Here is a 24,841-nt window from a genome sequence, read left to right as displayed (position 1 = left end):
CGGCAAGGGAGGAACGGCAATGCCAGTAAAGAAGTTCAAACCCTACACCCCAAGCCGCCGCTTCATGACGGTGGCCGACTTCTCCGAGATCACCAAGACCGAGCCGGAGAAGTCCCTGGTGGTCCCCCTCAAGAAGACGGGAGGGCGCAACAACCAGGGCCGCATCACCGTGCGCTTCCGCGGGGGAGGGCACAAGCGCCTCTACCGCATCGTGGACTTCAAGCGCTGGGACAAGGCGGGCATCCCCGCCAAGGTGGCGGCCATTGAATACGACCCCAACCGCTCGGCCCGCATCGCCCTCCTGCACTACGCCGACGGGGAGAAGCGCTACATCCTCGCCCCCGAGGGCCTCCAGGTGGGGCAGCAGGTGGTGGCGGGGCCCGACGCCCCCATTCAAGTGGGCAACGCCCTGCCCCTCCGCTTCATCCCCGTGGGCACCGTGGTGCATGCGGTGGAGCTCGTGCCCAAGCAGGGGGCCAAACTCGCCCGCTCCGCCGGCACCAGCGCCCAGATCCAGGGCCGGGAAGGGGACTACGTGATCCTTCGCCTGCCCTCGGGGGAGCTCCGCAAGGTGCACGGGGAGTGCTACGCCGCCATCGGGGCGGTGGGCAACGCCGACCACAAGAACATCGTCCTGGGGAAGGCCGGCCGCACCCGCTGGCTTGGCCGCAAGCCCCACGTGCGCGGCGCCGCCATGAACCCGGTGGACCACCCCCACGGCGGCGGTGAGGGCCGGGCCCCGAGGGGGCGTCCGCCCGCCTCCCCCTGGGGCTGGCAGACCAAGGGGCTCAAGACCCGGAAGCGGCGCAAGCCTTCCAGCCGCTTCATCCTCGCCCGGCGGAAGAAGTGAGGTGAGCCATGCCGCGTAGCTTGAAGAAGGGCGTTTTTGTAGACGACCACCTCCTGGAGAAGGTGCTGGAGCTTAACGCCAAGGGGGAGAAGCGGCTCATCAAGACCTGGAGCCGCCGCTCCACCATCGTTCCGGAGATGGTGGGCCACACCATCGCGGTCTACAACGGCAAGCAGCACGTGCCCGTCTACATCACCGAGAACATGGTGGGGCACAAGCTGGGAGAGTTCGCGCCCACCCGCACCTACCGGGGGCACGGCAAAGAGGCCAAGGCCACCAAGAAGAAGTAGCCATGGAAGCGAAAGCCATAGCCCGTTACGTGCGCATCGCCCCCAGGAAGGTCCGCCTGGTGGTGGACCTCATCCGGGGGAAGAGCCTCGAGGAGGCCCGCAACATCCTGCGCTACACCAACAAGCGGGGGGCCTACTACGTGGCCAAGGTGCTGGAGTCCGCCGCCGCCAACGCCGTCAACAACCACGATATGCTGGAGGACCGGCTTTACGTGAAGGCGGCCTTCGTGGACGAGGGCCCTGCCCTGAAGCGGGTCCTTCCCAGGGCCCGGGGCCGGGCGGACATCATGAAGAAGAGGACCAGCCACATCACGGTGATCGTGGGGGAGAAGCATGGGAAATAAAATCCACCCCATCGGGTTCCGTCTTGGCATCACCCGGGACTGGGAGTCCCGCTGGTACGCCGGCAAGAAGCAGTACCGCCACCTCCTCTGGGAGGACCAGGAGATCCGCAACTACCTCACCAAGGAGCTCTACCCCGCGGGTCTGGCCCGCATTGACATTGAGCGGGCGGCGGACAACGTGGCCGTGACCGTCCACGTGGCCAAGCCGGGCGTGGTCATCGGCCGGGGCGGGGAGAAGATCAAGGTCCTGCGGGACGCCCTGGCCAAGATGACCGGGAAGAACGTGGCCCTGAACGTCCAGGAGATCCAGAACCCTAACCTCTCCGCCCCCCTGGTGGCCCAGCGGGTGGCCGAGCAGATAGAAAGGCGCTTCGCCGTGCGCCGGGCCATCAAGCAGGCGGTGCAGCGGGTGATGGAGGCGGGGGCCAAGGGGGCCAAGGTCATCGTCTCCGGCCGCATCGGCGGGGCGGAGCAGGCCCGCACGGAGTGGGCCGCCGAGGGCCGGGTGCCCCTCCAGACCCTGCGTGCTAACATAGACTATGGCTTCGCTTTGGCCCGCACCACCTACGGGGTGCTGGGGGTCAAGGCGTACGTCTTCCTGGGTGAGGTGATCGGCGGCCAGAAGGCCAAGGCCCGCCTCGAGGGCGCCAAGGCCGAGGAGAGGCCCCGCCGCCGTCGCCCCGCCGTGCGGGTGAAGAAGGAGGAGTAGGCCATGCTGATGCCCAGGCGCATGAAGTACCGCAAGCAGCACCGGGGCCGGATGAAGGGGGCGGCCAAGGGGGGGGATTACGTGGCCTTCGGGGACTTCGGCCTGGTGGCCATGGAGCCCGCCTGGATCACCTCCCAGCAGATTGAGGCCGCCCGTGTGGCCATGGTGCGCCACTTCCGCCGCGGGGGGAAGATCTTCATCCGCATCTTCCCCGACAAGCCCTACACCAAGAAGCCCCTGGAGGTGCGGATGGGTAAGGGCAAGGGCAACGTGGAGGGGTACGTGGCCGTGGTGAAGCCGGGCCGGGTGATGTTTGAGGTGGCGGGGGTGACGGAGGAGCAGGCCCTCGAGGCCCTGCGCATCGCCGGCCACAAGCTCCCCATCAAGACCAAGATCGTGAGGAGGGACGCCTACGATGAAGCTCAGTGAGGTGAAGAAGCAGCTGGAGGAGGCCCGGAAGCTCTCCCCGGTGGAGCTGGAGAAGCTGGTGAGGGAGAAGAAGCGAGAGCTCATGGAACTCCGCTTCCAGGCCTCCATCGGCCAGCTTTCCCAGAACCACAAGATCCGGGACCTCAAGCGCCAGATCGCCAGGCTCCTTACGGTCTTGAACGAGAAGAGGAGGGCCAATGCCTAAGAAGGTCCTGACCGGGGTGGTGGTGAGCGACAAGATGCAGAAGACCGTCACGGTCCTGGTGGAGCGCCAGTTCCCCCACCCCCTCTACGGCAAGGTGATCAAGCGCTCCAAGAAGTACCTGGCCCACGACCCCGAGGAGCGGTACAAGGTGGGGGACGTGGTGGAGATCGTGGAGTCCCGCCCCATCTCCAAGCGCAAGCGCTTCAGGGTGCTCCGCCTGGTGGAGGGCGGGCGGATGGACCTGGTGGAAAAGTACCTGGTGCGCCGCCAGAACTACCAAAGCCTTTCCAAGCGGGGGGGTAAGGCATGATCCAGCCGCAAACCTACCTGGAGGTGGCCGACAACACCGGGGCCCGGAAGATCATGTGCATCCGCGTCCTCAAGGGCTCCAACGCCAAGTACGCCACCGTGGGGGATGTGATCGTGGCCAGCGTCAAGGAGGCCATCCCCCGGGGGGCGGTGAAGGAAGGGGACGTGGTCAAGGCGGTGGTGGTGCGCACCAAGAAAGAGGTGAAGCGCCCCGACGGCTCGGCCATCCGCTTTGACGACAACGCCGCGGTGATCATCAACAACCAGCTGGAGCCTCGAGGCACCCGGGTCTTCGGCCCGGTGGCCCGCGAGCTCCGCGAGAAGGGCTTCATGAAGATCGTCTCCCTGGCGCCGGAGGTGCTCTGATGCGGGCCAAGGTGCACGTGAAGAAGGGGGACACCGTGCTGGTGGCCTCCGGGAAGTACAAGGGCCGGGTGGGCAAGGTGAAGCAGGTCCTGCCCAGGAGGCAGGCGGTCATCGTGGAAGGGGTCAACATCGTCAAGAAGGCGGTGCGGGTGAGCCCGCAGTACCCCCAGGGGGGGTTCATTGAGAAGGAGGCGCCCCTACACGCCTCCAAGGTCCGCCCCCTCTGCCCCGCCTGCGGCAAGCCCACCCGGGTGCGCAAGAAGCTCTTGGAGGACGGGCGGAAGATCCGGGTCTGCGCCAAGTGCGGCGGGTCCCTAGACGTGGAGGAGTAAGATGCCCCTGGACGTTGCCCTGAAGAGGAAGTACTACGAGGAGGTTCGCCCCGAGCTCATCCGCCGCTTCGGGTACCAGAACATCTGGGAGGTGCCCAGGCTGTCCAAGGTGGTGGTCAACCAGGGACTGGGCGAGGCCAAGGAGGACGCCCGCATCCTGGAGAAGGCCGCCAAGGAGCTGGCCCTCATCACCGGGCAGAAGCCCGCCATCACCCGGGCCAAGAAGTCCATCTCCAACTTCAAGCTCCGCAAGGGCATGCCCATCGGGCTTAGGGTTACCCTCCGCGGCGACCGCATGTGGATCTTCCTGGAGAAGCTCCTCGGCGTGGCCCTGCCCCGCATCCGCGACTTCCGGGGGGTCAGCCCCACGAGCTTTGACGGCCGGGGCAACTACAACCTGGGCCTCAAGGAGCAGCTCATCTTCCCCGAGATCACCTACGATATGGTGGACGCCCTCCGGGGGATGGACATCGCGGTGGTGACCACCGCCAGGACCGACGAGGAGGCCCGGGCCCTCTTGGAGCTTCTGGGCTTCCCCTTCCGCAAGTGAGGCGAGCATGGCGAGGAAAGCGCTGATCGAGAAGGCCAAGAGGACCCCGAAGTTCAAGGTGCGGGCCTACACCCGGTGTGTCCGCTGCGGGAGGGCCAGGAGCGTCTACCGCTACTTTGGGCTCTGCCGGCTCTGCCTCAGGGAGCTCGCCCACAAGGGGCAGCTTCCCGGGGTGAAGAAGGCCAGCTGGTAGGCCGTGGCCGGTCGGGGGGGTTCCCTCGAGACCGCATGGTCCAGGAGTGAGGTAAAAGGAGAGAGGAAATGCTGACGGACCCCATCGCCGACATGCTGACCCGGATCAGGAACGCCACCCGGGTCTACAAGGAGAGCACCGAGGTGCCCGCCTCGCGCTTTAAGGAGGAGATCCTGAAGATCCTGGCGCGGGAGGGGTTCATCAAGGGCTACGAGCGGGTGGAGGTGGACGGCAAGCCCGTGCTTCGCATCCACCTGAAGTACGGGCCCCGTCGCCAGGGGGTGGACCCCAGGCCCGAGCAGGTCATCAAGCACATCCGCCGCATCAGCCGGCCAGGCCGCCGGGTGTACGTGGGGGTCAAGGAGATCCCTAGGGTGCGCCGGGGCCTGGGTATCGCCATCCTCTCCACGCCCAAGGGTGTGCTTACAGACCGCGAGGCCAGGAGGCTGGGCGTGGGCGGCGAGCTCATCTGCGAGGTGTGGTGATGTCTAGGATCGGCAGGCTTCCCATTCCCCTTCCCAAGGGGGTCCAGGTGGAGGTGGCCCCGGGGCTCGTGAAGGTCAGGGGCCCCAAGGGTGAGCTCCAGGTCCCCGTCTCTCCGGAGATGCGGGTGGTGGTGGAGGAGGGCCGCGTCCGGGTGGAGCGCCCCTCGGACGAGCGCCGCCACAAAAGCCTTCACGGCCTGACCCGCACCCTCATCGCCAACGCCGTCAAGGGGGTTTCCGAGGGCTACGCCAAGGAGCTCCTCATCAAGGGCATCGGCTACCGGGCGCGGCTTGTGGGGCGGGCCCTAGAGCTCACCGTGGGCTTTAGCCACCCGGTGGTGGTGGAGCCCCCGGAGGGCATCACCTTTGAGGTGCCCGAGCCCACCCGCATCCGGGTTCTGGGCATTGACAAGCAAAGGGTGGGCCAGGTGGCCGCGGACATCCGCGCCGTGAAGAAGCCCAGCGCTTACCACGAGAAGGGCATCTACTACGCGGGCGAGCCCGTCCGCCTCAAGCCCGGCAAGGCCGGGGCCAAGAAGTAGGGGGAAGCATGGCACGGCTAACCGCTTACGAGCGCCGCAAGTTCCGGGTGCGCAACCGCATCAAGCGCACGGGCAGGCTCCGCCTCTCCGTCTTCCGGAGCCTCAAGCACATCTACGCCCAGATCATTGACGACGAGAAGGGCGAGACCCTGGTGGCCGAATCCAGCCTGGCCCTGAAGCTCCAGGGCAACAAGACCGAGGTGGCCCGCCAGGTGGGCCGGGCCTTGGCGGAGAAGGCCAAGGCCCTGGGGATCAAGCAGGTGGCCTTTGACCGCGGCCCTTACAAGTACCACGGCCGGGTGAAGGCCCTGGCCGAGGGGGCCCGGGAGGGGGGCCTCGAGTTCTAAGGAGGGACCATGCCCGAGACCGACTTTGAGGAGAAGATGATCTTGGTACGGCGCACCGCCAAGACCTACCAGGGCGGACGCCGCTTCCGCTTCGGCGCCTTGGTGGTGGTGGGGGACCGGCAGGGCCGGGTGGGCCTGGGTCTGGGCAAGGCCAAGGAGGTGCCCCTGGCCGTGCAGAAGGCGGGCTACTACGCCCGGCGCAACCTGGTGGAGGTCCCCCTGCAAAACGGCACCATTCCCCACGAGATTGAGGTGGAGTACGGGGCCTCCAAGATCCTCCTCAAGCCCGCGGCCCCCGGCACCGGGGTGATCGCCGGGGCGGTGCCCCGGGCCATCCTGGAGCTTGCGGGGGTCACCGACATCCTCACCAAGGAGCTGGGGAGCCGCAACCCCATCAACATCGCCTACGCCACCATGGAGGCCCTAAGGCAGCTCCAGACCAAGGAGGACGTGAAGCGCCTCAGGAAGGGCGGGGAGGAGTGATGGCCAGGCTCAAGGTGAAGCTGGTGAAGAGCCCCATCGGCTACCCCAAGGACCAGAAGGCGGCCCTTAAGGCCTTGGGGCTGACCAAGTTGCAAAGGGAGAGGATCCTGGAGGACACCCCGGCCATCCGCGGTAACGTCCGCAAGGTGGCCCACCTCCTCCGGGTGGAGGTGTTGGAATGAAGCTTACGGACCTCAAGCCCAACCCCGGGGCCAACAAGCGGCGCAAGCGGGTGGGCCGCGGACCCGGCTCCGGCCACGGCAAGACGGCCACCCGCGGCCACAAGGGCCAGAAGTCCCGCTCGGGCGGCCTCAAGGACCCCCGCCGCTTTGAGGGCGGGCGCTCCACCACCCTCATGCGCCTGCCCAAGCGGGGCATGCAGGGCCAGGTGCCCGGGGAGATCAAGCGCCCCCGGTACCAGGGAGTGAACCTAAGGGATCTGGCCCGCTTTGAGGGGGAGGTGACCCCCGAGCTTCTGGTGCGGGCGGGCCTCCTCAAGAAGGGCCATCGGCTCAAGATCTTGGGGGACGGGGAGGCCAAGGCCCTTAGGGTGGTGGCCCACGCCTTCTCCAAGAGCGCCCTGGAGAAGCTGAAGGCCGCAGGCGGCGAGGCCGTCCTCCTGGAGGCCTAAGATGCTTAAGGCCTTCCGGAGCGCCCTCCAGATCCCCGAGCTCCGCCAGCGCATCCTCTTCACCCTCTTGGTGCTGGCCGCCTACCGCCTCGGGGCCTTTATCCCCACCCCGGGGGTGGACCTGGACAAGATCCAGGAGTTCCTGCGCACCACCCAGGGAGGGGTGTTCGGCATCATCAACCTCTTCTCCGGGGGTAACTTTGAGCGCTTCTCCATCTTCGCCCTGGGGATCATGCCCTACATCACCGCGGCCATCGTCATGCAGCTTTTGGTCACGGTGGTGCCCGCGCTGGAGAAACTCTCCAAGGAGGGGGAGGAGGGCCGCCGCATCATCAACCAGTACACCCGTATCGGCGGCGTCGCTCTGGGGGCCTTCCAGGGCTTCTTCCTGGCCACGGCCTTCCTGGGGGCGGAAGGGGGGCGGTTCCTCCTTCCCGGCTGGTCCCCCGGGCCCTTCTTCTGGCTGGTGGTGGTGGTTACCCAGGTGGCGGGCATCGCCCTCCTCCTCTGGATGGCCGAGCGCATCACCGAGTACGGCATCGGCAACGGCACCAGCATGATCATCTTCGCCGGCATCGTGGTGGACTGGCTGCCCCAGCTTTTCCGCACCGTGGGCCTCATCCGCACCGGGGAGATCAACCTGGTGGCCTTCCTCTTCTTCCTGGCCTTCATCGTCTTGGCCTTCGCGGGCATGGCCGCGGTGCAGCAGGCCGAACGCCGGATTCCCGTGCAGTACGCCCGCAAGGTGGTGGGCCGGAGGGTCTACGGGGGGCAGGCCACCTACATCCCCATCAAGCTCAATGCCGCCGGGGTGATCCCCATCGTCTTCGCCGCCGCCATCCTGCAGATCCCCATCTTCCTCACCGCCCCCTTCCAGGACAACCCCGTCCTCCGGGCCATCGCCAACTTCTTCAACCCCACCCACCTTTCGGGGCTCCTCCTCGAGGTGGCCCTCATCGTCCTCTTCACCTACGTGTACACCGCGGTGCAGTTTGACCCCAAGCGCATCGCCGAGTCCTTGCGGGAGTACGGGGGCTTCATCCCGGGGATCCGTCCTGGGGAACCCACGGTGAAGTTCCTGGAGCACATCGTCTCCCGCCTCACCCTCTGGGGGGCCCTCTTCCTGGGCCTGGTGGCGGCCCTTCCCCAGATCATCCAGAACCTCACCGGGGTCAAGAGCATCGCCTTCTCGGGGATCGGCCTCCTCATCGTGGTGGGGGTGGCCCTGGACACCCTGCGGCAGGTGGAGAGCCAGCTCATGCTGAGGAACTACGAGGGGTTCCTCTCCAAGGGCCGTATCCGCGGCCGCACGCGTTAAGGGGGCAGGATGGGCGAAGCGGTGATCTTCTTGGGGCCGCCGGGGGCGGGCAAGGGCACCCAGGCGGCCAGGCTTGCGGAGGAGCTGGGCTTTAAGAAGCTTTCCACCGGGGACATCCTCCGGGACCACGTGGCCCGGGGGACCCCCTTGGGCCAGCGGGTGAAGCCCATCATGGACCGGGGAGACCTGGTGCCGGACGAGCTGATCCTGGCCCTCATACGGGAGGAGCTGGCGGAAAGGGTCGTCCTGGACGGCTTTCCCCGCACCCTGCCCCAGGCGGAGGCCTTGGACCGGCTTCTGGAGGAAACCCGGACCCGCCTTTTGGGGGTGGTTCTGGTGGAGGTGCCCGAGGAGGAGCTGGTGCGGAGGATGCTCCGGCGGGCCGGGCTCGAGGGCCGCTCCGACGACAACGAGGAGACCATAAGGCGGCGCCTCCAGGTCTACCGGGAGAAGACCGAGCCCTTGGTCCAGTACTATGAGAAGAAGGGGGCCCTGCGGCGGGTGGACGGCCTCGGCACCCCCGAGGAGGTCTACGCCCGCATCCGGGCCGCCTTGGGAATCTGATGGCCATCAAGCTGAAAAGCCCTTGGGAGATTGAGCGCATGCGGGAGGCGGGGGCCCTCCTCACCGAGGTGGTGGAGGAGGTGGCCCGCCACGTGGCGCCGGGCGTCACCACCAAGGAGCTGGACCAGATCGCCCATGAGGCCATAAGGAAGCGCAAGGCCAAGCCCGCCTTCCTGGGCCTCTACGGCTTCCCCGCCACCCTGTGCACCTCGGTGAACGAGGTGGTGGTCCACGGCATCCCTTCGGAGGAGCCCCTGAAAGAGGGGGACATCCTCTCCGTGGACGTGGGCCTCATCTACCAGGGCTTCGCCGCCGACATGGCCCGCACCTTTCCCGTGGGCCGGGTCTCCCCGGAGGCGGAAAGGCTCATCCGGGACACGGAGGCGGCCTTCTTTGAAGGGATGCAGTACCTCCGCCCGGGCTTTCGCATCGGGGATGTGGCCCACGCCGTGCAGGCCTTTTTGGAAAGCCGGGGTTACGGGGTGGTGCGGGAGTTCGTGGGCCACGGGGTGGGGCGGGAGATCCACGAGGACCCTCAGCTTCCCAACTTCGGCAAGCCCGGTACCGGCCCCAAGATCCGGCCCGGCATGACCTTGGCCCTCGAGCCCATGGTCACCTTGAGGCCGGCCCCTGTGGTAATATTGGAAGATGGCTGGACGGCGAGCGCTGGGAGGGGCAACCTCGCCGCCCACTACGAGAACACCGTCTTGGTGACGGAGGAAGGCCCGGAGCTTCTCACCGGGGTTCCCCTGGTGCGGGCGCGGTAGGAGGGGTATGGCGAAGGAGAAGGACACCATTCGGGCGGAAGGCGTGGTCACCGAGGCTTTGCCCAACACCACCTTTCGGGTGAAGCTGGACTCGGGGCCGGAGATCCTGGCCTACATCTCGGGCAAGATGCGCATGCACTACATCCGCATCCTGCCCGGGGACCGGGTGGTGGTGGAGATCACCCCCTACGACCCCACGCGGGGAAGGATCGTCTATCGCAAGTAGGAGGCGCGATGAAGGTACGGGCGTCGGTCAAGAGGATCTGCGAGAAGTGCAAGGTGGTGCGCCGGCACGGCCGGGTCTACGTGATCTGCGAGAACCCCAAGCACAAGCAGCGTCAGGGCTAAGGAGGCAACGTGGCGAGGATTGCAGGCGTGGAAATTCCCAGGAACAAGCGGGTAGACGTGGCCCTCACCTACATCTACGGCATCGGCAAGGCCCGGGCCCAGGAGGCCTTGGAGAAGACGGGGATCAACCCCGCCACCCGGGTGAAGGACCTCACGGAGGCGGAGGTGGTGCGCCTCCGGGAGTACGTGGAGAACACCTGGAAGCTGGAAGGGGAGCTTAGGGCGGAGGTGGCGGCCAACATCAAGCGCCTGATGGACATCGGCTGCTACCGGGGCCTCCGGCACCGTCGGGGGCTTCCCGTCCGGGGGCAGCGCACCCGCACCAACGCCCGTACCCGCAAGGGTCCCCGCAAGACCGTGGCGGGCAAGAAGAAGGCTCCGAGGAAGTAAGCCCTGAAGGCGGTTTGGGGCCAGCAGATACTCCGAGAGGGAGAGTATGGCCAGAAAAGCGACCAAGAAGAAGGTCAAACGGCAGGTGGCCAACGGGAAGGCCTACATCCACGCCTCCTACAACAACACCATCGTCACCATCACCGATCCCGACGGCAATCCCATCACGTGGTCCTCGGGCGGGGTCATCGGCTACAAGGGGAGCCGCAAGGGTACCCCCTATGCCGCCCAGCTCGCCGCCATGGACGCCGCCAAGAAGGCCATGGCCTACGGCATGCAGAGCGTGGACGTGGTGGTCCGGGGTACGGGAGCGGGGCGGGAGCAGGCCATAAGGGCCCTCCAGGCCTCCGGCCTCCAGGTGAAGTCCATCGTGGACGATACCCCCGTGCCCCACAACGGCTGCCGGCCTAAGAAGAAGTTCCGCAAGGCCTCGTAAGGAGTAGGAGAAGATGGGTCGTTACATCGGACCAGTTTGCCGCCTTTGCCGTCGGGAGGGAGTCAAGCTTTACCTGAAGGGGGAGAGGTGCTATAGCCCCAAGTGCGCCATGGAGCGCCGCCCCTATCCCCCGGGCCAGCACGGGCAGCGCCGCACGCGGCGCCCCTCGGACTATGCGGTCCGCCTCAGGGAGAAGCAAAAGCTTCGCCGCATCTACGGGATCTCCGAGACCCAGTTCCGCAACCTCTTTGAGGAGGCGAGCCGCAAGAAGGGGGTCACGGGCACGGTGTTCCTGGGCCTTCTGGAGTCCCGCCTGGACAACGTGGTCTACCGCCTGGGCTTCGCGCAAAGCCGCCGCCAGGCCCGGCAGATGGTGCGCCACGGCCACATCACGGTGAACGGCCGCCGGGTGGACCTGCCGGCCTACCGGGTGAGGCCCGGGGACGAGATCGCCATCGCCGAGGGGAGCAGGAACCTGGCCTTCATCCGGGAGAACCTCGAGGCCATGAAGGGGCGCAAGGTAAGCCCCTGGCTCTCCTTGGACGTGGAGGGGATGAAGGGCAAGTTCCTGCGCCTGCCCGACCGGGAGGAGCTGGCCCTGCCCGTGAACGAGCAGCTGGTGATTGAGTTCTACTCCAGGTAGTCCCTGGCCGGTAAGGAGGCCTATGTTAGAGAGCAAGCTCAAAGCCCCGGTCTTTACGGTGCGTACCCAGGGGCGGGAGTACGGGGAGTTCGTGCTGGAGCCCCTGGAGCGGGGGTTCGGCGTCACCCTGGGAAACCCCTTGAGGCGCATCCTCCTCTCCTCCATCCCGGGGACCGCGGTCACCAGCGTCTACATTGAGGACGTCCTCCACGAGTTCTCCACCATCCCCGGGGTGAAGGAGGACGTGGTGGAGATCGTCCTCAACCTCAAGGAGCTGGTGGTCCGCTTCCTGGACCCCAAGATGCAGACCGCCACCCTGGTCCTCCGGGCCGAGGGGCCTAAGGCGGTGAAGGCCGCCGACTTCGTCCCTTCCGCCGACCTGGAGATACTGAACCCGGACCTCCACATCGCCACCCTGGAGGAGGGGGGGCGGCTTTACATGGAGGTGCGGGTGGACCGGGGGGTGGGGTACGTGCCCGCCGAGCGCCACGGCATCAAAGACCGCATCAACGCCATCCCCGTGGACGCCCTCTTCTCCCCGGTGCGCCGGGTGGCCTTCCAGGTGGAGGACACCCGCCTGGGCCAGCGCACGGACCTGGACAAGCTCACCCTGCGCATCTGGACGGACGGCTCCATCACCCCCCTCGAGGCCCTGAACCAGGCCGTGGCCATCCTCAAGGAGCACCTCTCCTACTTCGCCAGCCCCCAGGCGGCCCCTTCCCTCCCGGTGGCCGAGCCTCCGCCGGAGCGGGAGGAGAAGGAGGAGCTGGACCTCCCCCTGGAGGAGCTGGGCCTTTCCACCCGGGTCCTCCACAGCCTCAAGGAGGAGGGGATTGAGTCCGTGCGCGCCCTTCTGGCCCTCAACCTCAAGGACCTGAGGAACATCCCCGGCATCGGAGAAAGGAGCCTCGAGGAGATCCGCGAGGCCTTGGCCAAGCGGGGCTTTACCCTAAAGGAGTGAGACCATGCGCCATCTAAAGTCCGGAAGGAAGCTTAACCGCCACTCTTCCCACCGCCTGGCCCTTTTCCGCAACCAGGCCAAAAGCCTCCTCCTGCATGGCCGCATCACCACCACCGTGCCCAAGGCCAAGGAGCTCACCGGCTTCGTGGACCACCTGATCCACCTGGCCAAGCGGGGGGACCTCCACGCCCGCAGGCTGGTCCTTAGGGACCTCCAGGACGTGAAGCTGGTGCGCAAGCTCTTTGACGAGATCGCCCCCAAGTACCATAACCGCCCCGGGGGGTACACCCGGGTCCTCAAGCTGGCGGAGCGCCGCCGCGGGGACGGGGCGCCCCTGGCCCTGGTGGAGCTGGTGGAGTAGGCCCAAGCCAGAGCGGGGGCTTCATACCACCCCATGCTGGCCTGGGCCAGCATGGGGGCCCCTAGGCAGGCTTCCCCGAGCCGGTAGGGGGAAGGAAGGGTATCGTGTCGCAAAGCCGAGGCGCGGGCACTTAGCCCTTCTCGTTTTGCGAGGGGCCGAGAAGCCTAAGAAGCTGGTCCTCCAGCTCCCCGATGTAGGCGGCCAGGGTGTTGCCGTGCTTCTCCAGAAGCTCCTCCACCCGGGCTTCCAGGGCCCGGATCTCCTCCCGCTCCGCCTCGGCCAGGCGGGCGAGCTCGGCCTCGAGGTAACGCTTTAGCTCGGTGTAGCGGCTTTGCTCGGCGTCCTCGGCCAGCTTCTTGTAATAGAGGAGTTCCCGCGCGTAGCGCTTGACCTCCAGAAGGGCCGCCGTCTCCAGGCCGATGGTGAAGACCAGGTAGAGGAGGCTGAGGACCACCAGGGCCACCCCCAGGACCAGGCCCAAGGGAGCCTCCACCCGGGTGAGCCCCAGGGAGAGGGAGGTGGGCTTGGTGATCTCCCCCCAGTTGAGCCAGGCGAAGAGGGCGAGGATAAGGAGCACGAGGAGGGCAAAAAGGGTGCGGGCGCTCATGCCTTGACCTCCATAAGGGCACCGGGGGGATTATACACTGCCTTCCATGGGCTACCTTTACCTTTTTCTGGCCGCCTCCCTTTGGGGCCTTCTGGGGCCGGTAAGCCGCCTGGCCTTTGGGGAAGGGCTCACCCCCCTTGCGGTGGCCTTCTTTCGGGCGGGGCTCGCCTGGCTCTTTTTCGCCGCCCACGCCCTCGCCTTGCGCCAGGTGCGGGTGGCCCCCCGGGACCTTCCCGTCCTGCTCCTTTTCGGCCTGGTGGGGGTTTCCCTGTTTTACGGGGCCTACCAGCTTTCGGTGGGGTTTGGCGGGGCGGCTCTGGCCTCGGTCCTCCTCTACACCGCTCCCGCCTGGGTAGCCCTTCTTTCCCACCTGGTCCTCCGGGAGCCCCTGGACGCCCTGGGGCTTCTCTCCGTGGCCCTCACCCTCCTGGGGGTGGCCCTCATGGGCCTGGGCGGGGGAAGCGAGGTGCGGGCCCTTGGGCCCGCCCTCTTTTTCGGCCTCCTTTCCGGCTTCACCTACGCCCTTTACTACATCTTCGGCAAGCTCTACCTGCCCCGCTACGCCACCCCCACCCTCTTCCTCTACGCCCTGCCCGTGGGGGCCTTGGGGCTCCTGCCCTTTGTGGAGTTCGCTCCCTTAAGCGCCAAGGCCCTTTACGCCCTCGTATTCTTGGGAGCCTTTTCCACCTACGGGGCTTACCTGGCCTACTATGCGGGGCTTAGGCGGCTTCCCGCCACCCGGGCCAGCGTCCTGGCCACCCTCGAGCCCGTGGTGGCCAACCTCTTCGCCTTCCTCTTCTTCCGCGAGGTGCTCTCCTCCCTGGGCTACCTGGGGGCGGGCCTGGTCCTCCTGGCGGTCCTCCTCAGCGTGAGGCGGTAGGGGCCTACCGCAGGAAGGCCTCGAGGTAGGGCTCCCAGTCCTGGGGGACCTCCTTGAGGTCGGAGAGGAAGAGGGGAAGGCGGGGGCTTTTGGGGGGTCTGAGGAGGCGCATCCCCGCTTCCTCGGGGGTGCGGTCCCCCTTCTTGAGGTTGCAGGCCCGGCAGGCCGTCACCAGGTTTTCCCAGGTGTGCTTGCCCCCCCGGCTTTTGGGGAGGACGTGGTCCACGGTGAGCTCCCCCCCTTGGCGGCCGCAGTACTGGCAGGTGTAGCGGTCGCGGCGGAGGACGTTCCTGCGGTTCAGGGGGATGCGGCTTGGCCCCCGCCGCACCAGGCGCTTAAGGCGGATGACGCTGGGCACGGGAATCCGGGTGGAAGGGGTGTGGAGGTAGCGGCCGCTTTCCGAAAGCATCTCCGCGCTTCCCGAAAGCACCAAGAGCACGCTCCGCTTGATGCTGGCGAGGCCCAGCACCTCGTACCCCGCGTTGAGCACCAGGACGCGGGGGGCGTCTAGGTTTAGGGGCTTTTCCTCGGCTGGCCCCACGCTTTCTAGGATAGCAAAGGCTTTGTGCTATGCTGGGGGCAACGAAGGGTTGGGAGGCCCCTATGACGAAACCCTTGGTTGCGCTCCTTTCCCTCCTGGGCCTGGCCCTGGCGGCTTCCCTGGAGGAGGCGGAGGCCCTTTTGCGTTCGGGGAACTACGCCCAGGCGGCCTTGGCCTTTGAGGAGGTTCTGGCTCGGGACTACGGCCGCCTCGAGGCCCACCTGGGCCTGGGGGTGGCCCTTTTCCGGGCGGGCCGCCTGGAGGAGGCCCGCTTCGCCTTTGACCAGATGGTCCGGGTCTTCCCCGAGCGGTACGAGGGCCACTTCAACCTGGGCCAGGTCTACCTGCGGCTGGGTAAACCCCAGGAGGCGGCGGAAGCCTTCCAGAAGGCGGTGTCCATAAAGCCCACCGAGGAGGCCTACCTGGCCCTGGCCGCCGCCCTCGGCCAGGCGGGGAAGGCCAAGGAGGCGGCGGAGGCCTTGAGGAAGGGGCTCCTACCGGAGCGAAGCCTCGCCTACCGCCTGGCCCTGGCCCAGGCCCTCTACGCCGCGGGAAGCCGGGCGGAGGCCGTGCCCGTCCTCTACGGGCTCCTGAACCAAGACCCCAAGGTGGCCGAGGCCTGGGAGCTTCTGGCCCGCATTCTGGCGGAGGAGGGCCTGAAGGCCCGGGCCCTCAGGGAGCTGGACCGGGGCCTGGCCCAGGTGGAGGGGAGGGCCAGGGCTAGGCTTCTCCTCCGCAAGGCCCTCCTCTCCGAAGCCCCCGAGCCCCTCTTGAAGGAGGCCTACGGGCTGGACCCCGGCCTCTGGGAGGCCGCTTTCTACCTGGGCCAGTCCAGGCTTCGGGCCGGGGACGCCAAGGGAGCCCTGGCCCCCCTCCTCGCCGCTTACCGCTCCAGCCCCGAGCCCGAGGTGGCCCAGGCCCTGGCCGTGGCCTACCTGCGCCTAGGCGATGCGAAAAACGCCTACCGCTACGCCGAGGAGGCGGGGCCTCCTGGGGCCTTCCTGAAGGCCCAGGCGGCCTATGCCCTGGGGAAGAGGGAGGAGGCCCTGGGGCTTTTGGAAGGGGTTTCCACCCTCGAGGCCCAGGCCCTTAAGGGCGCCCTCCTCCTGGAGCTGGGCCGGGGGGAGGAGGCGGTGGGGGTGCTCCGCCCCCTGTACGAGGCCGGGCGGGACCCCCAGGTGGGGGTGAACCTGGCCGCCGCCTTGGTGGCCCTGGGGCGCTTCGGCGAGGCGGAGCTGGTCCTCAGGGAGGTGCTGGGGCGGGCTCCTAAGCAGGCCGCCGCCTGGTACAACCTGGGCCTGGCCCTGAGGGGCCTGGGCCGGGAGGGGGAAGCGGAGCGCGCCCTCAGGCAGGCCGCCGCCTTGGGCTCTAAGGAGGCCCAGGCCCTTCTTGGGAGGTAGGATGCGCTGGCTCAAGGAAAACTGGCTGGACGCCCTCATCTTCCTCCTCATCGCCTTGGTGGCGGCGGGCATCGTCCTCTACCTCACCGGGGTCAACCCCTTCGCCCGGCCCCAGGCTTCTTCCCCCACCCCCCAGGCCCCTCCTTCGCCCCCTCCGGCCCAGGCCTCGCCCCCGCCCGCCCCCAGGGAGGTGAAACCCCCCGAGCCGGTGGTGACCGTGATGCCCCTGCCCCGGGCCCCGGAGGAGCCTAAGCCCCAGGAGGCCTCCGCACCCAAGCTCCAGGAGGCCTCCCCGCCCAGGGAGGAAACCCTCAAAGGCGCCTCTTCCAGGCCCTCGGGCGGGGGCTATCGCGTGGTGGTGGGGGCCTTCGCCAACCCGGAAAACGCCGCCCGGCTGGAGCGGGAACTGGCGCAAAAGGGCTATCCGGCCCGCCTCGAGGCCGGCAGTTCCCTCACCCGGGTGGTGGTGGGCCCCTACGCCAGCGAGGCCGAGGCCAGGCGGGTGGCCCAGGCCCTTTCGGCCTACGGGGCCCAGGTTTACCGGGGCCAGGCCCCGGCCCCCGCTTCCGGGGGGAGCGTGTACCTGCAGGTGGGGGCCTTCCAGAAGGAGGAAAACGCCCTGGCCCTGGCGGGCAGGCTTAAAGAGGCGGGGCTTCCGGTGGTGCTGGTGAAGGACGGGGTCTACAGGGTCCGGGTGGGGCCGGTGGCCCCAGAGGAAAAGGAGGCCCTCAGGGCCCGCGTGGAGGCCCTGGGCCTTCAGGCCTTGGAGGTGCGATGAAGGTTCCTAGCGCCGCCATTAGCCGTCTGGTGACCTACCTCCGCATCCTGGAGGAACTGGAGGCCAAGGGCATCCACCGCACCAGCTCGGAGCAACTGGCGGAGGAGGCCCAGGTGACCGCTTTCCAGGTGCGGAAGGACCTCTCCTACTTCGGCTCCTACGGCACCCGAGGGGTGGGGTACACCGTCCCCGTCCTCAAGCGGGAGCTTCGCCACATCCTGGGCCTAAACCGCAGGTGGGGGCTTTGCATCGTAGGGATGGGCCGTTTGGGAAGCGCCCTCGCCGACTACCCGGGGTTTGGGGAAAGTTTTGAGCTGCGGGGCTTTTTTGATGCGGACCCCGCCAAGGTGGGCCGGCCCGTGGGCAAAGGGGTGATAGAGCACGTGGACCGCCTTCCCGAGAGGGTCCCGGGCCGTATAGAGATCGCCCTCCTCACCGTACCCCGGGAGGCGGCCCAGGAGGCGGCGGACCGGTTGGTGGCGGCGGGGATTAAGGGGATCCTCAACTTTGCCCCCACGGTCCTGGAGGTGCCCAAGGAGGTGGCGGTGGAAAACGTGGACTTCCTGGCCGGGCTCACGCGGCTATCCTTTGCTATACTGAACCCTAAGTGGAGAGAGGAGATGATGGGGTGATTATGAAAGGTTTTAAGCTCCTCACGGGTTTCTTCTTGGCCCTGGCACTTTTTGCCTGCTCGGATGTGTTTTTCCAGCAACCGTACCGGGTACTTCTGGATCCGCCCCAACTTGGCTACGAAGTGGACGACCAGGGCAAGATCATCGTGGTTGGCAACAACGCCTATGTGCAAGTGGCTCCAGGGGCGCCTGGGGGGTATTTGGAGCGCTACGAGTACGTGGTGGTGGACGACTCCGGGAACGAGATCTTCGCCGGGGCTTCCTTGGGAAGTGGTTTCGTTGCTGTGGAAATCCCCCCGGGGCGGGAGGAAGCGGAGGGCCAGGTCCGCTATGTGAGCAAACAGTCCCAGCCTTTCCGCTTTAGTTTGGATGGGCCCGTGGCTAGGGAGCATTTGAATCAAGGAGCTCCTCTCAACTGGCGGGCCCGGGTGACATGGTACGCGAAAACTGGGAACGGAAGAGCGGTTTCCTGGGTTCAGGAGTACCAGATAAAGTACCCGCTTAAGTGAAGGAGGGGAAGTATGAGGCCCAAGGTTTTTTGGCCAGCCTTGCTTTTGACAGGGGGACTTACCCTTCTTTCCGCCTGTACCTGGCAGGGGCAAAGCGCTTCTTCAGAAAGCATCGCCCTTGCCGTGGGCATAGAAAGCCCAACCAGCAGTTCGGTGACCAAGGATCGGCGCGTCCAGGTGAGGGCGTCTGCTTCTGGGGCTACTGTATCCCAGGTCACCGTTAGTTACTCCGGGCCTCAAAGTGGCTCAATAACCCTGGTTTCCTCGGGCGGGCGCTGGGTAGGGCAGTTGCCCGATACCCTTCCTTCAGGAACCTACACCTTGAGGGCCAAGGCCAGGGCTGGTTCTAAGGAAGAAGAATCGTCTTCTGTAACCTTCCTCCTGGACCTGATCGCTCCCGAGTTGGAGCTTCTAGAGCCCACCGGACCCGTGACCCTGGGGGCGGGTTCCCTGACTCTAAGGGTCAGGGCCCGGGACAACGTGGGAATGAGGGAAGTACGGCTTTATGCTGGAACACAGCTCCTGAGTTCCCAGCAGGCTGGAGCAGGGGATGTGTACACTTTTACGGTGGACCCGGCTTCCCTACCCTCCGGTTCCTTGGACCTCAGGGTCCAGGCTGAGGATAAGGCGGGAAACACGGGGGAAGTGGCTCTTCGGGCCAATGTGGACCGGACGCCGCCTGCGGTGGTGTGGCGGCGGCCGGCGGACGGGGCGGAGGTTTCTGGGACGGTGCCCCTGGAGGTGGAGGCCACGGACAACGTGGGCGTGGCCAAGGTGGAGTTCTTGGCCGGGTCCACGAAGCTTGGGGGGGCCACTTCTGCGCCCTTCACCTTTAGCTGGAACACTCTGAGCTACCCGGATGGTCCGGTGACGCTGAAGGCGCGGGCGGTGGACGCTGCGGGGAACGCCGCGGAGGCCACCCTCACGGTGACGGTGGCGAACCAGCCTGGTGTCTTCTGGATCAATCCCGTTCCCAACCAGGAGGTGGCTGGACTGGTTACCCTTCGAGTGGAAGTGCGCGCCAATCGCCCGGTGGACAGGGTGGAGTTTTACTTCGGTGCCGATGAAAACTCCATGGCCAAGATCGCTGGCGCGCCTTCGCAGTCTGGCAACGTATACTCTCTGGATTGGGATGTGCTTCGGGTCACCCCTGGAGACTATCTCTTGAAGGTTGTCGTGGTAGATGGCATGGGATCCCGTGCGGAAGCTTCAATCCCCGTGAGGGTGGGTTCGGCTTTTGTCATCACTACTCCCAAGGATGGAGACCAGGTGGGGCCCGGTACCCAGAGGGCCATCGTAACCGTAACCGTTGGCATTAACGGTACCCTTCCCCCTGGAGTGAACGTGAGTAGGGTGGTGATCTACATCAATGGCCAACCCGTGGGGGATGCCTCGAGTAGCACGGCTGGCGATGGTTCCCAGATTTACATCTATACCTGGGATACCACCCAGTCTGTTCCGGGCCATGACCCTGCTCTTTCCGGAGATCGGGTAATCACCGCTAGGGTTTACTACACGGGAGGCGACACCTGGACGAATGGCGTGAGGGTCCGGTTCCTGCCTTAGGCGGTTTCCCGTGCCAGGGCCTCGGCTTGGCCGGGGCCCTGGTGTTTATACTGGAGGACGTGACGGTTCTGGGTCCCCTCGAGGCCTCCCTCCGCCAGTTTGAGGAGGCCCTTTCCCAGCTGGTCCAGTCCGACGTGCTCTTCGTCCGCCTTATCCACCAGGACCTGGTGACAGCGGGAGGGAAGCGGATCCGGCCGAGGCTGGTGTTTCTGGCCTCGAGGGCTTTGGGAGGGGCGCCCTTTGAGATGGAGCTCGCCCTGGCGGTGGAGCTCCTCCACTCCGCCACCCTCCTCCACGACGACCTCATAGACGACGCCGAGACCAGGCGGGGCAAGGAGGCGGCCTTCCGTAAGTACGGGAACGCCGTTTCCGTCCTTTCCGGAGACTTTCTCCTTTCCAGGCTCCTGCACGTCATCGCCAAGACGGGCCGGATGGAGCTGGTGGAGCGCTTCGCCGAGGTGGCCAAGACCCTCTCCGAGGGGGAGGTGCTCCAGTTCCAGGTGGCCGCTTTGGAGGACTACTCCCTGGAGAACTACGAGAGGATCATCACCGCCAAGACCGCCGCCTTGATGGCCCTCTGCACCGAAGGCCCGGCGCTTCTCCGGGGAGATCCCCCAGGGGTTCGGGAGGCCCTGCACCGCTTCGGCCTCCTTTACGGCCAGGCCTTCCAGATGCGGGACGACTACCTGGACCTGATGGGCACCCCGGAGGCCCTGGGGAAGCCCGTGGGGGGGGACGTGAGGGAGGGCAAGGCCACCCTCATCCCCCTCCTCCTCATGGAACGCTTCCCCGAGGTGCGGGCGATCCTGAGGCGGAGGGGCCGGGAGCCTGGGGACCTGGAGCGCCTGAGGGCCTTGGCCCGGGAAGGCGGGGTGGTGGAGGAGGTGGAGGCCCGCATCCGGCAGAGGGCCCAAGAGGCGGTGGCGGCCTTAAAGCCCCTTCCTCCCTCGCCCTTTAAGGCGGCTTTGGAAGAACTGGCCTTGCGCGAGGCGGAAAGGCTCTCTTAGGTACCCCAAAAGGGCCTTCCTGGCCTTCAGGTAGAGGCCTTCGGGTCGCAGAACCAAGGCGCGGGTATAATCCCCTTCGGTGATGCTATGAGCCTGCCCGCCTACCGACCTCCCGAGGACCCGGGCCTCTGGGAGGCTTTTTTGGAGCGGCTGGAGCGGACCTTGAGGGTGGCCCCCCTCCACCCCACCACGGTGGAGTACCTGACCCATCCCAAGCGGTTGGTCACGGTCTCCCTTCCCGTGGTCATGGACGACGGCAAGGTACGGGTCTTCCAGGGCTTCCGGGTGGTGCACGACATCGCCCGGGGGCCCGCCAAGGGTGGGGTGCGCCTCCACCCCTCCGTCACCCTGGGGCAGACGGCGGGCCTGGCCGCCTGGATGACCCTCAAGGCGGCGGTCTACGACCTGCCCTTCGGCGGGGCGGCCGGGGGGGTGGCCGTGGACCCCAGGCTCCTTTCCTCTAGAGAGCTGGAGCGCCTGGTGCGCCGTTACACCGCAGAGCTGGTCAACCTCATCGGCCCCGATACGGACATCCTGGGCCCGGACGTGGGGACCGACGAACGGGTCATGGCCTGGATCATGGATACCTACTCCATGACCCTGGGGGCCACGGTGCCCGGCGTGGTGACGGGTAAGCCCCACGCCCTGGGGGGCACCGAGGGCCGGGACGACGCCGCGGGGTTAGGGGTGGCCCTGGTCCTGGGGGAGCTCGCCCGGAGGTGGGGGTTTCCCCTGGGGGGCGCTAGGGTGGCCGTCCAGGGCTTCGGCCAGGTGGGCGGCGCCTTCGCCCTCCACGCCCGGAGGATGGGCCTGAAGGTGGTGGCGGTTTCCACCTCCCGGGGGGCGATGTACCAGGAGGAGGGGCTCCCCGTGGAGGAGGTGCTGGCCCACTACGAGGCCACGGGGGTCCTTCCCCGCCATGACCTGGACCCGGAGGAGCTTCTGGCCCTGCCCGTGGACTACCTGGTGTTGGCGGCCCTGGAGGGGGCTTTGGACGGGGAAAGGGCCAGGCGGGTCCGGGCCAGGGTGGTGCTGGAGGCGGCCAACTTCGGCCTCACCCCGGAGGGGGAGGCCTACCTCCTGGGCAAGGGGGTCCGGGTGGTCCCCGACCTCCTCACCGGGGGCGGAGGGCTTCTGGCGAGCTACCTGGAGTGGGTGCAGGACCTCAACATGTTCTTCTGGAGCGAGGAGGAGGTGCGCCAGAGCTTCACCAAGAGCGTGGCCAAAGCGGTGGCCGAGGTGTGCCAAAGGGCCGAGGCCCTTTCCGCAGACCTCCGTACCGGGGCCATGGCCCTGGCCTTGGAGCGGGTGAACGAGGCCACCCGGCTTAGGGGCGTCTATCCGTGAAGGAGCGCGTATGAGAAGCGAACCTCTTTCCTACCTGGGCAGAGACGGCGGCCCTTGGGAGATCTTCGTGGAGCAGGTGGACCGGGTGGTGCCCTATCTGGGGCGGCTTGCTCCCCTGGCGGAAAGCCTCAAGCGGCCCAAGCGCATCCTCATCGTGGACGTGCCCATTCACCTGGACGACGGCACCGTGGCCCACTTTGAGGGCTACCGGGTCCACCACAACACCGCCCGCGGGCCCGCCAAGGGTGGGGTGCGCTTCCACCCCGAGGTGACCCTTTCCGAGGTCATGGCCCTGGCCGCCTGGATGACCATCAAGAACGCCGCCGTGGGCCTGCCCTACGGGGGCGGGAAGGGAGGGGTGCGGGTGGACCCGAGGAAGCTCTCCGTGAGGGAGCTTGAGCGCCTCACCCGCCGCTACACCTCGGAGATCGGCATCCTCTTGGGCCCGGACCGGGACATCCCTGCCCCCGACGTGAACACCGGGGAGCGGGAGATGGCCTGGATGATGGACACCTTCTCCATGAACGTGGGCCGCACCGTGCCCGGGGTGGTCACGGGGAAGCCCATCGCCCTGGGGGGGTCCCTGGGCCGGCGGGACGCCACGGGGCGGGGGGTGTTCGTGACGGCGGCGGCCGCGGCCGCAAAGATCGGTCTTCCCGTGGAGGGGAGCCGGGTGACCCTGCAGGGCTTCGGCAACGTGGGGAGCGCCGCCGCCCGCATCTTCCACGACCACGGGGCCCGGGTCATCGCCGTCCAGGACCACACCGGCACCGTTTACAACGAGGCGGGCATTGACCCTTACGACCTGCAGCGCCACGTGGCGGAGATGGGGGGGGTGCGGGGCTACCCCAGGGCCGAGCCCCTGCCCAACCCCGAGTTTTGGGCCATACCCACGGAGTTCCTCATCCCCGCCGCCTTGGAGAAGCAGATCACCGAGCAGAACGCCTGGCGCATCCAGGCCCGGATCGTCGCCGAGGGGGCCAACGGCCCCACCACCCCCACCGCCGACGATATCCTGCAGGAGAAGGGCGTCCTGGTGGTTCCCGACGTCATCGCCAACGCCGGGGGCGTGACGGTGAGCTACTTTGAGTGGGTGCAGGACTTCAACTCCTACTTCTGGACGGAGGAGGAGATCAACGCCCGCCTGGAGAGGGTGTTGCGGGGGGCCTTTGAGGCGGTGTGGCAGGTGGCCCAGGAGAAGAAGATCTCCTTGCGCACCGCCGCCTACGTGGTGGCGGCCACCCGGGTCCTCGAGGCCCGGGCCCTCCGGGGCCTCTACCCCTAGTAGGCTATCCTTGTGGACTGGCCCCGCTTCGGCCGCGTGGTCCTCAAGCCCTTTTCCGCGGGGCTTTCCGAGGAGGAGTGGAAGGGCCTCTACGAGACCTTCCGCGACCCCGAGGTGGCGGAGTGGAACGGCTCCAACCCTTTACGCTCCCCCCTTTGGCTCTTCAAGCGCTTCGTCCAGGCGGAGGTCCGCAGGAAGGACCGCCTGGCCTTCGTCATCCTGGACGAGGAGGGGGAGTACCTGGGCACGGTGGAGCTTTACGATATCACCCCGGAGGAGGCCACCTTGGGCATCCTCATCGGAAGGAAGGACCGCTGGGGGCAGGGCTACGGTACCGAGGCGGTGCGGGCGGCCCTGGGGTACGCTTTCTCCACCTTGGGCCTGAAACGGGTGAGGCTCCGCACCTTCGCCCACAACCTGAGGGCGAGGCGGGCCTTCCAGAAGGCGGGGTTCCGCGAGGTGGGCCTGGGCCCTGGCCCCAAGGGAAGGGAGGACGTGTACATGGAGGTGCGCCGTGAGGATTTTGGCCCCGAGGCTTAGGGAGGAAGTCTTCGCCCTCTTGCCCGAGGAGGTGGAGGTGCGCTTTCTGGACGGGCCCTGGCCCAAGACGGCGGACTTCTTCCTCCCCCCCTTTGGGCAGGAAGAGGTGGTGCGGAAGGTCTTGGGGGAGGTGGAGGTCCGGGTGGTCCAGACCCTTTCCGCCGGGGTGGACTGGATCCTGCCCCTCGTCCCTCAAGGGGTGGTCCTCTGTGACGGCTCCGGCATCCACGACGCCCCGGTGGCCGAGTGGGTGGTCCTGGCCCTCCTCGCCCTCCTCAAGGACCTCCCGGGCTTCCTGGAGGCCCAAAGGGCGGGCAAGTGGGCCCCCAGGAGGCTTTCCGACCTCGAGGGCAGAAAGGTCCTCCTCCTGGGCTACGGGGCCATCGGGAAGGCGGTGGCGGAGAGGCTTAAACCCTTTGGGGTGGAGCTTTTCCCCGTGGCCCGCCACCCCCGCCCCGGGGTCTACACCCGGGAGGACCTGCCCCACCTCCTCCCCCAGGCGGACGCCGTGGTCCTCCTCCTGCCCCTCACCCCCGAGACCCGGGGCATCGTGGACCGGGACTTCCTCGCCCGGATGAAGGAAGGAGGTCTCCTCGTGAACGCGGGGAGGGGCCCTCTGGTGGACACGGAAGCCCTTCTAGAGGCCCTGGAGGCGGGGAGGGTGCGGGCCTTTTTGGACGTCACCGACCCCGAGCCCCTGCCGGAGGACCACCCCCTCTGGCGGACCAAGGGGGTGGGGATCACCCCCCATGTGGCCGGGCTTTCCGAGGGCTTCGCCCGCCGGGCGGCCCGCTTCTTGGCCCAGCAGGTGGGGCGCTACCTCCGGGGGGAGCCCCTTTTGAACGTGGTGCGGGAGGGGTACTAAGGTGGGGGCCCCCAAAGGACGCTCTCGGCCC

The 24,841-nt window shown here is 67.2% G+C and carries 40 protein-coding genes; 38 read left to right on the top strand and 2 right to left on the bottom strand.

Features of this window, described 5'->3' with window-relative positions; all coding sequences use genetic code 11:
- Positions 1 to 19 precede the first annotated feature (19 nt).
- The 27 genes from rplB (at position 20) to rplQ (ending at position 12,853) form a co-directional block, all read left to right on the top strand.
- A complete protein-coding gene (gene rplB / locus ACZ5RK_RS01170) occupies positions 20 to 850 on the top strand; it encodes a 50S ribosomal protein L2 (RefSeq protein ID WP_464909359.1) in 831 nt (276 codons plus the stop codon).
- Positions 851 to 858: 8 nt separating this feature from the next.
- Positions 859 to 1,140 carry a 30S ribosomal protein S19 gene (rpsS, locus tag ACZ5RK_RS01165; RefSeq protein WP_011173711.1) on the top strand — a complete coding sequence of 94 codons (282 nt, stop codon included), beginning with the start codon at positions 859 to 861 and terminating at the stop codon, positions 1,138 to 1,140.
- A gap of 2 nt (positions 1,141 to 1,142) precedes the next feature.
- Positions 1,143 to 1,484 (top strand): 50S ribosomal protein L22, encoded by a 342-nt coding sequence (gene rplV / locus ACZ5RK_RS01160; protein ID WP_054647868.1) that lies wholly within the window; start codon positions 1,143 to 1,145, stop codon positions 1,482 to 1,484.
- On the top strand, positions 1,474 to 2,193 hold the full coding sequence (gene rpsC / locus ACZ5RK_RS01155) for a 30S ribosomal protein S3 (RefSeq protein ID WP_464909358.1): 720 nt from the start codon (positions 1,474 to 1,476) through the stop codon (positions 2,191 to 2,193). The genes rplV and rpsC overlap by 11 nt, the downstream gene beginning before the upstream one ends.
- A gap of 3 nt (positions 2,194 to 2,196) precedes the next feature.
- Complete coding sequence (rplP, locus tag ACZ5RK_RS01150) at positions 2,197 to 2,622, top strand: 50S ribosomal protein L16 (RefSeq protein ID WP_015718102.1); 426 nt, start codon at positions 2,197 to 2,199, stop codon at positions 2,620 to 2,622.
- On the top strand, positions 2,609 to 2,827 hold the full coding sequence (rpmC, locus tag ACZ5RK_RS01145; protein ID WP_464909357.1) for a 50S ribosomal protein L29: 219 nt from the start codon (positions 2,609 to 2,611) through the stop codon (positions 2,825 to 2,827). The genes rplP and rpmC overlap by 14 nt, the downstream gene beginning before the upstream one ends.
- Entirely contained in the window at positions 2,820 to 3,137 is a 318-nt protein-coding gene (rpsQ, locus tag ACZ5RK_RS01140) for a 30S ribosomal protein S17 (protein ID WP_054647509.1), read from the top strand. The genes rpmC and rpsQ overlap by 8 nt, the downstream gene beginning before the upstream one ends.
- Positions 3,134 to 3,502 carry a 50S ribosomal protein L14 gene (gene rplN, locus ACZ5RK_RS01135; RefSeq protein ID WP_003043914.1) on the top strand — a complete coding sequence of 123 codons (369 nt, stop codon included), beginning with the start codon at positions 3,134 to 3,136 and terminating at the stop codon, positions 3,500 to 3,502. The genes rpsQ and rplN overlap by 4 nt, the downstream gene beginning before the upstream one ends.
- Entirely contained in the window at positions 3,502 to 3,834 is a 333-nt protein-coding gene (gene rplX / locus ACZ5RK_RS01130; protein ID WP_054647507.1) for a 50S ribosomal protein L24, read from the top strand. Before rplN ends, rplX begins: the two co-directional genes overlap by 1 nt.
- 1 nt (position 3,835) lies before the next feature.
- Entirely contained in the window at positions 3,836 to 4,384 is a 549-nt protein-coding gene (gene rplE, locus ACZ5RK_RS01125) for a 50S ribosomal protein L5 (RefSeq protein WP_464909356.1), read from the top strand.
- Positions 4,385 to 4,391: 7 nt separating this feature from the next.
- Entirely contained in the window at positions 4,392 to 4,577 is a 186-nt protein-coding gene (locus ACZ5RK_RS01120; protein WP_018111303.1) for a type Z 30S ribosomal protein S14, read from the top strand.
- A 68-nt stretch (positions 4,578 to 4,645) separates the two neighbouring features.
- Positions 4,646 to 5,062: a 30S ribosomal protein S8 gene (gene rpsH, locus ACZ5RK_RS01115; RefSeq protein ID WP_054647505.1), complete on the top strand. Its 417-nt coding sequence runs from the start codon at positions 4,646 to 4,648 to the stop codon at positions 5,060 to 5,062.
- Complete coding sequence (gene rplF, locus ACZ5RK_RS01110; RefSeq protein ID WP_464909355.1) at positions 5,062 to 5,604, top strand: 50S ribosomal protein L6; 543 nt, start codon at positions 5,062 to 5,064, stop codon at positions 5,602 to 5,604. The genes rpsH and rplF overlap by 1 nt, the downstream gene beginning before the upstream one ends.
- 8 nt (positions 5,605 to 5,612) lie before the next feature.
- Entirely contained in the window at positions 5,613 to 5,951 is a 339-nt protein-coding gene (gene rplR / locus ACZ5RK_RS01105; protein WP_464909354.1) for a 50S ribosomal protein L18, read from the top strand.
- A 9-nt stretch (positions 5,952 to 5,960) separates the two neighbouring features.
- Positions 5,961 to 6,434: a 30S ribosomal protein S5 gene (gene rpsE / locus ACZ5RK_RS01100; RefSeq protein WP_054637955.1), complete on the top strand. Its 474-nt coding sequence runs from the start codon at positions 5,961 to 5,963 to the stop codon at positions 6,432 to 6,434.
- A complete protein-coding gene (rpmD, locus tag ACZ5RK_RS01095) occupies positions 6,434 to 6,616 on the top strand; it encodes a 50S ribosomal protein L30 (RefSeq protein ID WP_054647510.1) in 183 nt (60 codons plus the stop codon). Before rpsE ends, rpmD begins: the two co-directional genes overlap by 1 nt.
- Entirely contained in the window at positions 6,613 to 7,065 is a 453-nt protein-coding gene (gene rplO, locus ACZ5RK_RS01090) for a 50S ribosomal protein L15 (RefSeq protein WP_464909353.1), read from the top strand. Before rpmD ends, rplO begins: the two co-directional genes overlap by 4 nt.
- 1 nt (position 7,066) lies before the next feature.
- Complete coding sequence (secY, locus tag ACZ5RK_RS01085; protein WP_054647183.1) at positions 7,067 to 8,383, top strand: preprotein translocase subunit SecY; 1,317 nt, start codon at positions 7,067 to 7,069, stop codon at positions 8,381 to 8,383.
- 9 nt (positions 8,384 to 8,392) lie between these two features.
- The gene (locus ACZ5RK_RS01080) at positions 8,393 to 8,947 is read left to right on the top strand and encodes an adenylate kinase (RefSeq protein ID WP_054647182.1); all 555 of its coding nucleotides are present in this window, start codon (positions 8,393 to 8,395) and stop codon (positions 8,945 to 8,947) included.
- Positions 8,947 to 9,714 carry a type I methionyl aminopeptidase gene (map, locus tag ACZ5RK_RS01075; RefSeq protein ID WP_054647181.1) on the top strand — a complete coding sequence of 256 codons (768 nt, stop codon included), beginning with the start codon at positions 8,947 to 8,949 and terminating at the stop codon, positions 9,712 to 9,714. The genes ACZ5RK_RS01080 and map overlap by 1 nt, the downstream gene beginning before the upstream one ends.
- A 7-nt stretch (positions 9,715 to 9,721) precedes the next feature.
- The gene (gene infA / locus ACZ5RK_RS01070) at positions 9,722 to 9,940 is read left to right on the top strand and encodes a translation initiation factor IF-1 (RefSeq protein WP_003043942.1); all 219 of its coding nucleotides are present in this window, start codon (positions 9,722 to 9,724) and stop codon (positions 9,938 to 9,940) included.
- Positions 9,941 to 9,948: 8 nt separating this feature from the next.
- Positions 9,949 to 10,062 carry a 50S ribosomal protein L36 gene (gene rpmJ, locus ACZ5RK_RS01065; protein WP_022797793.1) on the top strand — a complete coding sequence of 38 codons (114 nt, stop codon included), beginning with the start codon at positions 9,949 to 9,951 and terminating at the stop codon, positions 10,060 to 10,062.
- 9 nt (positions 10,063 to 10,071) lie between these two features.
- Positions 10,072 to 10,452: a 30S ribosomal protein S13 gene (gene rpsM, locus ACZ5RK_RS01060; protein WP_464909352.1), complete on the top strand. Its 381-nt coding sequence runs from the start codon at positions 10,072 to 10,074 to the stop codon at positions 10,450 to 10,452.
- Positions 10,453 to 10,498: 46 nt separating this feature from the next.
- On the top strand, positions 10,499 to 10,888 hold the full coding sequence (gene rpsK, locus ACZ5RK_RS01055; protein WP_054637953.1) for a 30S ribosomal protein S11: 390 nt from the start codon (positions 10,499 to 10,501) through the stop codon (positions 10,886 to 10,888).
- 13 nt (positions 10,889 to 10,901) lie between these two features.
- On the top strand, positions 10,902 to 11,531 hold the full coding sequence (gene rpsD / locus ACZ5RK_RS01050; protein ID WP_464909351.1) for a 30S ribosomal protein S4: 630 nt from the start codon (positions 10,902 to 10,904) through the stop codon (positions 11,529 to 11,531).
- A 22-nt stretch (positions 11,532 to 11,553) separates the two neighbouring features.
- Complete coding sequence (locus ACZ5RK_RS01045) at positions 11,554 to 12,492, top strand: DNA-directed RNA polymerase subunit alpha (RefSeq protein WP_464909350.1); 939 nt, start codon at positions 11,554 to 11,556, stop codon at positions 12,490 to 12,492.
- A 4-nt stretch (positions 12,493 to 12,496) separates the two neighbouring features.
- The gene (gene rplQ / locus ACZ5RK_RS01040) at positions 12,497 to 12,853 is read left to right on the top strand and encodes a 50S ribosomal protein L17 (protein WP_054647177.1); all 357 of its coding nucleotides are present in this window, start codon (positions 12,497 to 12,499) and stop codon (positions 12,851 to 12,853) included.
- Between the two features lie 130 nt (positions 12,854 to 12,983).
- Here rplQ and ACZ5RK_RS01035 read toward each other — a convergent pair whose 3' ends face one another.
- Complete coding sequence (locus ACZ5RK_RS01035; RefSeq protein ID WP_464909349.1) at positions 12,984 to 13,460, bottom strand: DNA cytosine methyltransferase; 477 nt, start codon at positions 13,458 to 13,460, stop codon at positions 12,984 to 12,986.
- Positions 13,461 to 13,506: 46 nt separating this feature from the next.
- Here ACZ5RK_RS01035 and ACZ5RK_RS01030 point away from each other — a divergent pair, with 46 nt between their 5' ends.
- Positions 13,507 to 14,340, top strand: coding sequence for a DMT family transporter (locus ACZ5RK_RS01030; RefSeq protein ID WP_464909348.1), 834 nt, complete (start codon positions 13,507 to 13,509; stop codon positions 14,338 to 14,340).
- A gap of 4 nt (positions 14,341 to 14,344) precedes the next feature.
- Here the strand turns inward: ACZ5RK_RS01030 and ACZ5RK_RS01025 are convergent, their stop codons facing one another.
- Positions 14,345 to 14,881, bottom strand: coding sequence for an HNH endonuclease (locus ACZ5RK_RS01025; RefSeq protein WP_464909347.1), 537 nt, complete (start codon positions 14,879 to 14,881; stop codon positions 14,345 to 14,347).
- A gap of 62 nt (positions 14,882 to 14,943) precedes the next feature.
- Here ACZ5RK_RS01025 and ACZ5RK_RS01020 point away from each other — a divergent pair, with 62 nt between their 5' ends.
- From ACZ5RK_RS01020 to ACZ5RK_RS00975, 10 genes are all read left to right on the top strand, one after another.
- A complete protein-coding gene (locus ACZ5RK_RS01020) occupies positions 14,944 to 16,281 on the top strand; it encodes a tetratricopeptide repeat protein (protein WP_464909346.1) in 1,338 nt (445 codons plus the stop codon).
- 1 nt (position 16,282) lies between these two features.
- Positions 16,283 to 17,059, top strand: coding sequence for an SPOR domain-containing protein (locus tag ACZ5RK_RS01015; RefSeq protein WP_464909345.1), 777 nt, complete (start codon positions 16,283 to 16,285; stop codon positions 17,057 to 17,059).
- Complete coding sequence (locus tag ACZ5RK_RS01010; protein ID WP_464909344.1) at positions 17,056 to 17,691, top strand: redox-sensing transcriptional repressor Rex; 636 nt, start codon at positions 17,056 to 17,058, stop codon at positions 17,689 to 17,691. The genes ACZ5RK_RS01015 and ACZ5RK_RS01010 overlap by 4 nt, the downstream gene beginning before the upstream one ends.
- Before the next feature lie 2 nt (positions 17,692 to 17,693).
- On the top strand, positions 17,694 to 18,200 hold the full coding sequence (locus ACZ5RK_RS01005; RefSeq protein ID WP_464910095.1) for a hypothetical protein: 507 nt from the start codon (positions 17,694 to 17,696) through the stop codon (positions 18,198 to 18,200).
- A 321-nt stretch (positions 18,201 to 18,521) separates the two neighbouring features.
- A complete protein-coding gene (locus ACZ5RK_RS01000) occupies positions 18,522 to 19,766 on the top strand; it encodes an Ig-like domain-containing protein (protein WP_464909343.1) in 1,245 nt (414 codons plus the stop codon).
- 68 nt (positions 19,767 to 19,834) lie between these two features.
- Positions 19,835 to 20,773, top strand: a complete 939-nt coding sequence (locus ACZ5RK_RS00995) for a polyprenyl synthetase family protein (protein ID WP_464910094.1) — start codon at positions 19,835 to 19,837, stop codon at positions 20,771 to 20,773.
- Between the two features lie 87 nt (positions 20,774 to 20,860).
- Positions 20,861 to 22,120: a Glu/Leu/Phe/Val family dehydrogenase gene (locus ACZ5RK_RS00990; protein WP_464909342.1), complete on the top strand. Its 1,260-nt coding sequence runs from the start codon at positions 20,861 to 20,863 to the stop codon at positions 22,118 to 22,120.
- 10 nt (positions 22,121 to 22,130) lie between these two features.
- Entirely contained in the window at positions 22,131 to 23,405 is a 1,275-nt protein-coding gene (locus ACZ5RK_RS00985; RefSeq protein WP_464909341.1) for a Glu/Leu/Phe/Val family dehydrogenase, read from the top strand.
- 12 nt (positions 23,406 to 23,417) lie between these two features.
- Positions 23,418 to 23,945 carry a GNAT family N-acetyltransferase gene (locus tag ACZ5RK_RS00980; RefSeq protein ID WP_464909340.1) on the top strand — a complete coding sequence of 176 codons (528 nt, stop codon included), beginning with the start codon at positions 23,418 to 23,420 and terminating at the stop codon, positions 23,943 to 23,945.
- Positions 23,920 to 24,810, top strand: a complete 891-nt coding sequence (locus ACZ5RK_RS00975) for a 2-hydroxyacid dehydrogenase (protein WP_464909339.1) — start codon at positions 23,920 to 23,922, stop codon at positions 24,808 to 24,810. Before ACZ5RK_RS00980 ends, ACZ5RK_RS00975 begins: the two co-directional genes overlap by 26 nt.
- The last annotated feature ends 31 nt before the right edge of the window (positions 24,811 to 24,841 follow it).

It is taken from the genome of Thermus kawarayensis JCM 12314, assembly GCF_055393575.1.
This window is presented reverse-complemented; position numbering and strand designations above follow the sequence as displayed.